Genomic DNA, 9,974 nt, shown 5'->3' on the forward strand with positions numbered 1-9,974 from the left:
ATCATGATGTGGCCAGCGGCTTCCGCACGAGGATGAAAAAGGTTCCCTGATGGCCGCTGACGTGTGACCGTCTGCGTTGGCTTGGTTGCGGTTTGGTGAAGGCTGGGGTGCATTTTGATCATCTGCCGATATGGTGTGCGGGTTCTGGAGGCGATCGTCCAGGAAGGGCTCGCCAGCGACATCGATCGAGCGGACCGCCTACCCGCAGTTCAAACGCCTGACTTCGGCGCGGGTGCTGCACGTGTTCTTCACCCCGACAGTCGATGAGATCGACTGGGCTCAAGAGCTTGCCAGGAGTCCGCAGACGCTGTTCGCGCTGGTGCTGGCGCTAAAGTGCTTTCAGAAGATGGCGCGCTTTCCTGCCGGCAGGAGATCCCCGAGGTCGTCGTCGACCACGTGCGGCGCTGCCTGGGCCTGGCCGACGATGTCGAACCCGACCACGGAGCCACGAGCACCGCCAGTGGCACCGCAAGCAGATCCGAACGCGTCACGGCGTGACCTACGACAAAGAGCGGGCGCGTGCCATCGCGGCCGAGGCCATCACTGAGGCGGCGCGGGCCAAGAACAACCCGCCGGATCTGATCAACGTGGCGTTGGAACGCCTGATCGAGGCCTCACTGGAGTTGCCGGGGTTCACCACGCTGGACGAGATGGCCTCCATGATCCGGGCCCGGGTCAACGCACAGATTTTCGCCCAGGTCGTGAAGTATCTGGACGAGATTGACGCCCTCGGTGACACCTGGGAATGGCTGGAAGGTCGAGACATACAACGGGTTCTCCCAGTGGCTGGGGTTCGGCAACCACGGCGTGATCGCCGACAACGACCCCGAAGAGCAGGAGAAGTTGATCAAGCTCAATACTCTGCGGGCTACCTCGTGATCTTCCACAATGCCCTGGACCTCATGGACGTGGTGCGCACCCTGGTGGCCGAGGGGTGGACCATCACCGCTGATGAGCTCGGAGCGCTGTCACCCTACCTGCGCGCCCACATCCGCCGTTTCGGCGCCTACGCCACGGACGAGATCGCCGAGGAGCCGGCGGCGTTCAACCCTGATCTCAAGGAGATCGACTTCACCGACGTTGACCTGGCCGCCTGACGGTGCCGCCTCGGCTGGTGGGGCCACCGGCTGGCCCGAGCAGATGCACCTCGACCGCGTCGGCGTAGGTTTCGGGCCGATCGTGCCCGAGTGGGATCACGTCGGCGGCGATCAGGCTCACGCGTGCACCCCTCCCTGTCTGCCGCAGTAAATGCGTACACCTCGATCGTGATCGCTGGCGTGGGTGATCCAGCTCAGGATGGCACGGCCCGGGCGGCTGCCGCAGTAAATCCGGTATTTACTGCGATAGCAATGCGGGAAGGCTCAGGCCTGTTGTGAGGGGCCGGGATGCGAGGTGCGTGGTGAGCAGCGCTCGACTGATCTCCGTCCAACCGGATCAGGCCCGGTGTTAGCGGGCGAGGGGAATGCGGAATACGAAGCACGCGCCGCCGATCGCCGAGTCTTCGATGTGCAGAGTGCCGCGGTGATCTGAGGCGATGTCGCGCGCGATGGCCAGCCCTAGGCCGGGACCGCCGCGGTCGCGGCTGCGGACGGTGTCCAGCCGGGCGAAGTTCCTAAATACGCGTTCGCGGTCGGCTGGGGCAATTCCCTCGCCGTCACCGGTCACGGCCAGCTCAGCATGTTCGCCTGTGCGGCGCAGGCGAACCTCCACCATGTGGGCGGCGTGACGCCGGGCATTGTCGAGCAAGTTGACGAACAACCGGGCTATAGGGCCCGGGGCCGCCTTCACGGTCACCGCGGGGTCGAGGTCGAGTCGCAGGTGGCACCGGTCGGGCCGGCGAGCTGCCTCTGTCTTGACCAGTTCGGTCAGGTCCACCTCCTCGAGAACTCTCTCGGTGTCGGGCTGCGGCCGGGCCAGAAGGAGGAGATCATTGATGATGTTCTCCAGCCGATCGAGGTCACCCATGACGTGGTCCAGGAGGTCGGGCAGGTCGACGTCGTCGGGATACAGCCGCGCCGCCTCCACTTGCAGGCGCAGGCCGGCGATCGGGGTACGGAGCTCGTGCGAGGCGTCAGCGGCGAACTGACGCTGCCGGTCGACCAGCTGTTCCACGCGCGTTTTCGCCTCCGTCAGCTGTTGGTTCCGATCCTGCAGTTCGTTGGCGGGGCGCAGCCTTCCGCCTCCATCGTGTGTCCGTGCGCGTCCACCTTCCCCGCCCGCGAACCGGCCTGCTGTCGCGTGGTAAGGAATGCGGTCACGTCCTCGACCAGGTGGAGGAACAGCCGCACCGCTCCGTCCGGGTCGAGGACGGGGGTGTTGATCGCGCTCCAGTACCGTTCCTCGAACATGTCCGCACTGCCGGACACCGGCATGGCGGTCTTGTGCGGAACCATGACGTCGGACTGTGCGGTGGCCCGGACCCGGCAGAGTGAGGCTTCGAGGTTCCGCAGCGCGCGGATCTCATCGGGATCGGCGGGGTTACGGGGAAACGGTTCGAAGAGATACCGGCCCAGCAATTCCTCCCGCTGCAGTCCGCAGGCGTCGGCGTATGCCTGGTTGACGGCCACAATGGTCAGATCCAGCGTCATGACCAGGCACGGGCTCGGAATGGCCGCGAACACGGCGGCGTAGTCAACGCTGGATATCATCACGTTCCCTCTCCGTTATGCCGCGCGATCAAGGATCCATGGCCTCGTCCGAGCATCTGCCTCGCTCGCATGCTTGCCAGACGGGCTGGTCCCGCGAGGGGAAGCCGCAGCACGAAGCAAGCTCCGCCCGGTGCGGACTCCCTGGCGTGGAGGGTGCCCATGTGCGCCTGGGCGATGTCGCGGGCGATCGCCAGACCGAGGCCGGTGCCTTTGTGGTCGAGGCGGCGTGCGGCATCCAGGCGGGTGAAGCGTTGGAAGATCCGTTCCCGCTCGGACTCCGCGATCCCTTCTCCGTCGTCGGCTACCGTCACCTCGGCGCTGTCGCCCACGCGGCTCACCCTGACCTCGACCATCCGCTGGGCGTGCCGTTGGGCGTTGTCGAGCAGGTTGGTGAGCAGCCGGGCGATCCGGATTGGGACGGCCTGGACCATCACGCCCGGTTGAAGCAAGAGCTGGACCGCGAGACGGTCGGCCCGGCGGGAGACCTCGTCCCGGACCAGTTCTGCGAGGTCGACCTGCTGCGCCTCCATGGGAGGGCCCGCCTCTATTGCGCCAAGGCTCCGCAGGTCGGTGAGGATCGCATCCAACCGGTCGACGTCTCTCAGCGCCCTGGCGAGCAGGTGGTGGAGATCGGTCTGGTCGGGATACAGGAGGGCCTCCTCCAGCCCCGCGCGCAGTCCCGCGACGGCGGAGCGCATCTCGTGCGAGGCGTCGGAGGCGAACTGCCGATTCTTCCGGAGCTCCTGCTCCAGCTCTCTGAGCATGTCGGGGACGATCGGGATCGTCGCGGCTCGGCCCTCACAGAGCGAATGTGGATCCTTACAGTCGTGCCGGACTGTCAGGCACGTGATCGCGGCCGATCCCTTCTCTCGATCAGATTCGGCGGAATCGGGGCTGTGAGCTTGCATATTCACGGGCAAGCCGCTGCCGCACACCGCGCATCCTCCGGGTGCAGTGCTGCGCGCTCCCCGGAAGGCGTACAGGTCGGTGATGTCCATGCCCAAGTCCTGGCGGGCGATTGGGGAATTGGGGTGAGACATGTCGCTGTCGTTTCTCTTCGGCGCTCGGAACTGCGATGAAGGTCGAGGCCCGCGNCATTAGGGAACGAGGATGAGGCGGATCGGGTCGCCGATCTTGTGCTCCAGCCGGTGGATGGCGTCGGCGGCGTCGGCGAGCGGGATGTGGTCGGTGATGGAGGGGGCCAGGTCGAGTCGGCCGCCTGCGGCCAGCCGCACCAGCTCGGAGACGGACTCGGGGAAGCCGCCGTAGTGGCCGCGTACCTGCTTGCGCATGTAATTGAAGGTCAGGCCTTCGCTGATGGTGAACGGCTTGGGGGTGATGCCGACCAGGATGAGAGCTCCATCGAGGCCGAGCACTGCGGCGGCCTGCTCGCGGACGGCGGGCACGCCGGCGCAGTCGAAGGCGAAGTCCAGGCCGCGTCCGGCGGTGGCCGCACGTACCTGGTCGGCGAAGTCATCGGCAGCCGGGTCGAGGGCGATGTCCGCTCCGAAGGCCAGAGCGCGGTCCCGGGCGCCGGGCAGCGGGTCGACGGCGATGATCGGGGCGGCGCCGACCAGGCGGGCGACGCGGACGCTGTGCGCGCCCACTCCGCCCACGCCCCACACGCCCACGGCCTGCGCCGGGCGCACCCCGGCGGTGGCTACGACGGCGGCGTAGGAGGTGGAGACCGCGTCCGGGATGATCGAGGCCTGGTCGAACGGCAGCTCGTCGGGGATGGGGATGAGGGTGTCCTCGCGGGCGATGGCGTACTCGGCCCAGCCGCCGTCGTAGTCGATGCCCCGGGTGCGGACCTGGGTGCAGGGGCGGCGGCGGGCGCAGTCCGCGCACTGCTCGCAGCTCTGTCCGGCCTCCAGGGTGACGCGGGTGCCCACGGTCAGGCCCCGCTTGAGGCCCGGGCCGAGGGTGTGAATCACCCCGGAGACCTCGTGGCCGACTGTGACAGCGTCGGAGGTGGCGAACAGAGGAGGCAGGGTACCGTCGATCAGGTGGACGTCCGACAGGCAGACGCCTGCGGCCTTGACCTCGACGAGTACCTCGCCCGGGCCGGGCACGGGGACGGGAACCTCCTCCACGAGGAACTTCCTGCTGTCCAGGTGGAAGCGTCCGGCGAGCATGGTGTTCATGGTGATCTCACTTTCTTGACAGGGGTTGGACGGTTGGTGCCGTGCGCCCGGCGTGCAGCCGAGGGCGGGGCTTTCGGGCTCGTCCGTCTGGCTGACCCGATTCGGGGGCGGTGGACGGGGATCAGGCGAAGACGTCCTGCTGGTAGCGGCCGTCTGCCTCGAGTTGGTCGACCCACTGCCGGGCGGTTTCGTCGTCGCTGCCGGTGTGGCCGCGGTGGATGGCGGCGAGTGCTTCACGTACGGCGGGCGCCATGCGGCGGCCGTCGCCGCAGACGTAGACGTACGCGCCGTCTTCGAGCGCCTGCCAGACCGTGTCGGCCTCGGCGATGAGGGCGTCTTGGACGAACCGTGCCGGGTGACCGGCCACCGCGGAGAAGGCGGTGTGCACCTGCGCGATCCCGGTCTGCTCCCAGGCGTCCATCTCCTCGCGGTAGAACCAGTCGTGCTCCGGGTGGCGGCAGCCGACGAAGACCTGGGACGGGCCCACCTTCGTGCCGTTCGCGTGCTGCCAGGCGCGCTCCTCCAGGAAGCCGCGCAGCGGTGCGATGCCGGTGCCGGGCCCGATGAGGACGAGCGGTGTGGCGGGGTCGGCGGGCGGCGCGAAGGCAGGAGAGGGCACGCGCACGTAACCGTAGAAGACATCTCCGGGCTTGAGTCGTCCCAGGTACTGGGAGCACAGGCCGCGGTAGGCGCCGTTGCCCGACAGTGCGGGGCCTTCGACGAGGCCGACGGTCAGCCGGACCTGGCGCGGGTGGGCCAGCGGGGATGAGGAGATGGAGTAGAAGCGGGGGCGGATGGGCCCCATCATGTCGAGGAACACCGCCAGCGGCAGTTCGACGGCGGGGAAGCGCTCCAGGAGATCGAGCACCGAGACCCGCTTGCCGAGGATCTCCTTCTGGTAGCGCTCGTCGGCCTCCTCGGTGTCGGCCGTGTAGGCCTCCAGCTGCGGCTTGGTCCAGGGGCACGGGGTGTGCTCGGCCAGGATGCGCATCTGCGTGCGGGTGGCCACCTCCTGCAGCTCGATGAACTCGGTGAGTAGCAGTCCGGCGGTGACGGGCGTGCCCACCGGCAGGTGCGTCCTGCCGCCGCCGGGCTGGTCGAGCCGGAGTACCTGGTCGTGCTCGACGCCGAGCCTCGTCAGCGCGCGCTCGACCAGCGCCGGCTCGTTCTTGGCGAAGACGGCCAGGTGGTTGCCGGTGGCGTAGGTGACGCCCTCGGGCAGCTCGACGATGATGGACCTCGCCGAGGGGCGCGGCGGCTCGATGCTGAAGTCCCACAGCCCGGCCGGGTCGCCTACGAGTTCCTCGTTGGCGACCACGGTCAGCGGGTAGGCCTGTTCGGAGACGATCGCGGGGCGCACGTCCGCCTCGGTGAGCAGCCGCACCTGGTAGCGTGGCCCGCCCGCGTCGGAGGTGTCGGCGGCGTACTCCTCGGCCAGGGTGGCCCACAGGGTGTTCATCCAGCGGCTGGCCATGCCGTCGAAGTCACCGGCGGCATCCGCCACGCCCCGCTCGATGACCGGGGTGGCGCCGGCGGCCAGCAGGGCGGCCTCGATCCGCTTGGGGAACGCCTGGTAGGTCGCCACCCACTGGGTGTTGCCGGCGCCCAGCAGCGCGAAGCGCACGTTGGACAGCGAGCCCTCGGGCAGCCCGGCGGCGATCAGGTCGTCGAAGCGCTGGGCGTTGTCGGGCGCCTTGCCGTTGTAGCTGGCGGCGACCACGACGAGCAGGCCCTCGGTGGGCAGGTTGTCGCCCAGCTCATCCAGGCTGAGCAAGGTGGTGCCGAACCCGGACCGCTCGCCGCGGTCGGCGATCGTGCGCGCCAGGTCCTCGCAGCTGCCGAGGCTGGAGCCGTAGGCGACGGTCAGGTTCACACCGACACCGCTGACCGCTGTCTGCGCCTGCGTGTCGGCGGTCTGCAGGTCCGCGGCGCCGAAGACGGTGCGCTCGTGCTCCTGACGCCGACGGACGATCAGCTCGAAGTCACCGGGCTTGCGCGTCAGCGCCTCCCGGACGTCCATCTTGTAGTCGTTGACGTCGGAGAACTTGAACTTCTGCAATACCAGCGCGAGGGCCAGACGGGCCTCGGTGAGCGCGAACTGCCGGCCGATGCAGGCACGCACGCCGTTGCCGAACGGCTTGTAGGCGTGCGGGTGGTGCTGGGCACGGTTCTCCGGCAGCCACCGGTCGATGTCGAACTCGTCCGGACGCTCCCACGCCTTGGGGTGGGTGTGCAGCGGGCCCTCGAGGATGTTGACCTGTGTGCCCTTCTTGAGCTGGTAGCGGCCGCCGATGACGGTGTCCTCCAGCGGCGCCTTGCCGATCATCGGGATGGGAGCCCACAGGCGCAGCGTCTCGTCCAGGACCCGCGGGATGACATCCAGCCGCATGATCGTGTCGTAGTCCGGGACCGTGTCACCGGGCATCAGCCGGTCCACCTCGGCGTAGGCCTGGGCCAGGACATGCGGGTTGCGCATCAGCGAGTACGTGGCGAACGACAGCAGACCGCTGGTGGTCTCATGACCGGCGATCAGGAACGTCAGCACCTGGTCCCGGACGTTGTCGTCGTCCAGCCGCCTGCCGGTCTCCGGGTCGACAGCCTCCAACATCAGGCCCAGCAGGTCATCCTCACCGGTGCCCTTCCCCTCGCGGCGTTCCTTGATCACGCTCTCGACCAGGTCCTGCATCAGCCGGATGTTGTCGCGGTACTTCCGGTCGTCCGCCTTGCGGAGCTTGGTCATCATCGGCAGCTCCTGCGAGCGCCGCAGCGACTCCACCAGCGCGCCCAGCAGCGCCTTGAGGAAGGGATGCAGCTCCTCCTTCTCGAAGGACCGAAACCGGTAGCCGAACCCCGACAGGGCGATGGTGTCCAGCGTCAGCCGGGTGTAGTCGTCGGTGATGTTGACCGGCTGCCCCTCCCGGCGCTCCCACTTGCCCGCCAGGTTCTGGGCGATCTCCAGCATCTGCCCGTAATAAGCCTTCATGGCCCGCTGGCTGAACGCCGGCAGCAGGACACGGTGCGCCATACCCCACTCCTGTTCGTGCTGGTGGGCCGTGAACAGGCCCGCCCCCGCGAAGTCCCGGACGTGCTGCAGCGGCGTCTTGTCGATCTGCTTGAAGAACCGCGTCTCGTCGCAGACCTCGGCCACCAGGTCCGGGTCGTAGACGAAGACCTGTTCGATGCCGGCGATGTTCATGCCGTAGATGCCCTCGGGGAACTGCTTGGACAGCTCCCCGAAGTACTCGACCGGGTTGGTGTCGGGGATCTGCGGCGTGTGGCCGAGCAGGGGGATCCCGCGCGGGGACGGTATGGGGCGAGGGCCAGTGGTGGTGAGCTGGTCGGTCATGGGTTTCCTCCATCGGGAAGGGGAGGCTGCGGCAGCAGGGCGCTCGCCGCGCGGTGTGGACTTGTGTTCTCAGCCGAGGCCGCACTCCTCTTGGCCGCAATGGCGTTGCCGACCTGGTGCGACGCTCGAGCGTGCTGGTGTTAGGCACGTCCGCTGGGCGGCGGCCACGGTGACGGCCTCGCTGTGCTCTGTCCGGGGTCCTGTCCTGTATGACGATATCGTCAGTTATGTATAGTATCGTCATTAATGCGATGATTCGTCATATCGATGGTGAGGATTTCGTCACTTTTGACGGAAGTGCGCAACAGTGGATCGAGGACAGCAGTGACAGGAGTGAGATGGCCGACGCCACACCGAGCCCCCGGCGAAGGCGCGCACCCGCGCCGCGCTCATCCACGCGGCCCAGACCTTCAGCACCGACGACAAGACCAACGTGGCGATCCTGGAGCTCACCCAGGCCGCCGACGTGGGCATGGGCTCGTTCTGCAACCACTTCTCCAGCAAGGCCGAACTCTTTCACGCCGCCGTGGAAGACGCCCTGGACCGGCACGGCGCGGCGCTGGATGAGCTCACCGCGGCATGGACGAACCCAGTCGAGGTTTCTCAGAGCCGTCCAGCGCGGTCCAACTCGCGACGCTAACAAGTCCTTTCTGCGCATCCGCCGGCGGCGGGGCGGTGGCGATCGCGGTGTCCGCGGTGCGGGTCATCTCCACCACGATGGGCATCTGCGACAGGTTCACGCTTCCGCGCCCGCTGCGTAGCTGCCGATCAGGCTGGAGGAATGGCGGGCCAACGCCGAGACGGTCCGCGGGACCCCCGCCGTCCAGGCCGCCTACGCCGAACGCGGCGTCGCTGACATGTCGGCCATACAAATCGTCCTCTGGCCAGCACCTTTGGGTTGCCTGCGGACCAAGAGGGCCGCAGAAGGCTGAGCCGCTGCGTCGCGCACGTGAGGACAGGCCCGGCGACAACGCCTACGCCCACCCCATCGAGAACCTCGTCACGCTGCTCGATCGCGACACCGGCGAGAGCGTCGAACTCCAGGACGGCGGGTCGGAGTCCTCGATGATTCACGCCCCCAGCCCGACCTTTGACCGGCAGACTCTAGGCGGCGGTGCCGCCTCGGGGCCGGTCGTCCGGCTCGGGCAAGGGCCGTCGGCAGATTTCGCGGGCCTGGTCGGCGGGGACGCCGAACAGGCGCAGCAGGTCCTCGGTGATCTGGTCGGTGGCCTGGGCATCGTCGCGGTCGGGCTGGTCGTGCAGCAGTTGACCAAGGGATAGCGTGGTGCCGGCCGCGACCGTCAGGGCCAGCTCCGTGTCGGCCACGGTGAATCGTCCAGCCTGGACGGCGGCCTGGATATCGCGCCGGGCGCGGGGGACCACTCCTCGCTCCTCCGAGCGGGTCAGGGCCAGGCCACGGTTCAGCAGGACTTTGCTCAGTTCGGGATGGCGGCGGTGCAGGCGGCCGGTGAGCCGGAAGCTTTGCGCGAAGGTCTCCGCCGGGTCGTCCAGGTCGAGGGTCAGTTCGTCGAGCAGGGCGCCATGGCGGTCGAGGGCGTCTTCCACGGCGGCGTGGAAGAGCTCGGCCTTGCCGGAGAAGTGGTTGTAGAACGAGCCCATGCCCACGTCCGCGGCCTGAGTGATCTCCAGGATCGCCACGTCCGACCTTCCTGCCGCCATGAAGGCCTGAGCCGCGCGGATCAGCGCGGCGCGGGTGCGTGCCTTACGTCGATCCAGGCGGCTGGACGCCACGCCGGCCGTGTCGGCCATGCTTTTGCCCGCCTCTTCCGGACGCTGTGCGGCGCTCGCCTTACGCCAGAGTGACGAAATCGTCAG

Annotated in this window: 7 protein-coding genes and 2 pseudogenes; 3 read left to right on the plus strand and 6 right to left on the minus strand. The window is 68.1% G+C overall.

What is annotated here, in order from left to right:
• Window positions 1–130: 130 nt before the first annotated feature.
• Together BSB02_RS43565 and BSB02_RS43570 are read left to right on the plus strand one after the other, a co-directional pair.
• Window positions 131–791 (plus strand): annotated as a pseudogene (locus tag BSB02_RS43565) (DUF4158 domain-containing protein); the annotation flags it as partial.
• Window positions 754–1,097: pseudogene (locus tag BSB02_RS43570) on the plus strand (Tn3 family transposase); the annotation flags it as partial. The pseudogenes BSB02_RS43565 and BSB02_RS43570, both read left to right, overlap by 38 nt.
• 349 nt (window positions 1,098–1,446) lie before the next feature.
• Here BSB02_RS43570 and BSB02_RS16570 read toward each other — a convergent pair.
• The 5 genes from BSB02_RS16570 to BSB02_RS16590 form a co-directional block, all read right to left on the minus strand.
• On the minus strand, window positions 1,447–2,112 hold the full coding sequence (locus BSB02_RS16570; protein ID WP_084959855.1) for a sensor histidine kinase: 666 nt from the start codon (window positions 2,110–2,112) through the stop codon (window positions 1,447–1,449).
• A 17-nt stretch (window positions 2,113–2,129) separates the two neighbouring features.
• Window positions 2,130–2,648 carry a PAS domain-containing protein gene (locus tag BSB02_RS16575; RefSeq protein WP_240506468.1) on the minus strand — a complete coding sequence of 173 codons (519 nt, stop codon included), beginning with the start codon at window positions 2,646–2,648 and terminating at the stop codon, window positions 2,130–2,132.
• Window positions 2,648–3,646: a sensor histidine kinase gene (locus BSB02_RS16580; RefSeq protein WP_158088654.1), complete on the minus strand. Its 999-nt coding sequence runs from the start codon at window positions 3,644–3,646 to the stop codon at window positions 2,648–2,650. The genes BSB02_RS16575 and BSB02_RS16580 overlap by 1 nt, the downstream gene beginning before the upstream one ends.
• Window positions 3,647–3,745: 99 nt before the next feature.
• Window positions 3,746–4,792: a zinc-binding dehydrogenase gene (locus BSB02_RS16585; RefSeq protein WP_084959861.1), complete on the minus strand. Its 1,047-nt coding sequence runs from the start codon at window positions 4,790–4,792 to the stop codon at window positions 3,746–3,748.
• Between the two features lie 121 nt (window positions 4,793–4,913).
• Entirely contained in the window at window positions 4,914–8,138 is a 3,225-nt protein-coding gene (locus BSB02_RS16590; protein WP_084959863.1) for a bifunctional cytochrome P450/NADPH--P450 reductase, read from the minus strand.
• Window positions 8,139–8,571: 433 nt separating this feature from the next.
• Here BSB02_RS16590 and BSB02_RS16595 point away from each other — a divergent pair, with 433 nt between their 5' ends.
• Window positions 8,572–8,778, plus strand: a complete 207-nt coding sequence (locus BSB02_RS16595) for a TetR family transcriptional regulator (protein WP_240506465.1) — start codon at window positions 8,572–8,574, stop codon at window positions 8,776–8,778.
• Window positions 8,779–9,242: 464 nt separating this feature from the next.
• Here BSB02_RS16595 and BSB02_RS16600 read toward each other — a convergent pair whose 3' ends face one another.
• On the minus strand, window positions 9,243–9,908 hold the full coding sequence (locus BSB02_RS16600; protein ID WP_084959865.1) for a TetR/AcrR family transcriptional regulator: 666 nt from the start codon (window positions 9,906–9,908) through the stop codon (window positions 9,243–9,245).
• Window positions 9,909–9,974 lie beyond the last annotated feature (66 nt).

This window comes from Thermoactinospora rubra (genome assembly GCF_002093975.1).
In the GTDB taxonomy this organism is placed as follows: Bacteria; Actinomycetota; Actinomycetes; order Streptosporangiales; family Streptosporangiaceae; genus Nonomuraea; species Nonomuraea rubra_A.

Coding starts and splice junctions, on each gene's coding strand:
- BSB02_RS16590 (WP_084959863.1), bottom strand. CDS start 8,138: ATGACCGACCAGCTCACCACCACTGGCCCTCGCCCCATACCGTCCCCG.
- BSB02_RS16600 (WP_084959865.1), bottom strand. CDS start 9,908: ATGGCCGACACGGCCGGCGTGGCGTCCAGCCGCCTGGATCGACGTAAG.
- BSB02_RS16585 (WP_084959861.1), bottom strand. CDS start 4,792: ATGAACACCATGCTCGCCGGACGCTTCCACCTGGACAGCAGGAAGTTC.
- BSB02_RS16575 (WP_240506468.1), bottom strand. CDS start 2,648: ATGATATCCAGCGTTGACTACGCCGCCGTGTTCGCGGCCATTCCGAGC.
- BSB02_RS16580 (WP_158088654.1), bottom strand. CDS start 3,646: ATGGACATCACCGACCTGTACGCCTTCCGGGGAGCGCGCAGCACTGCA.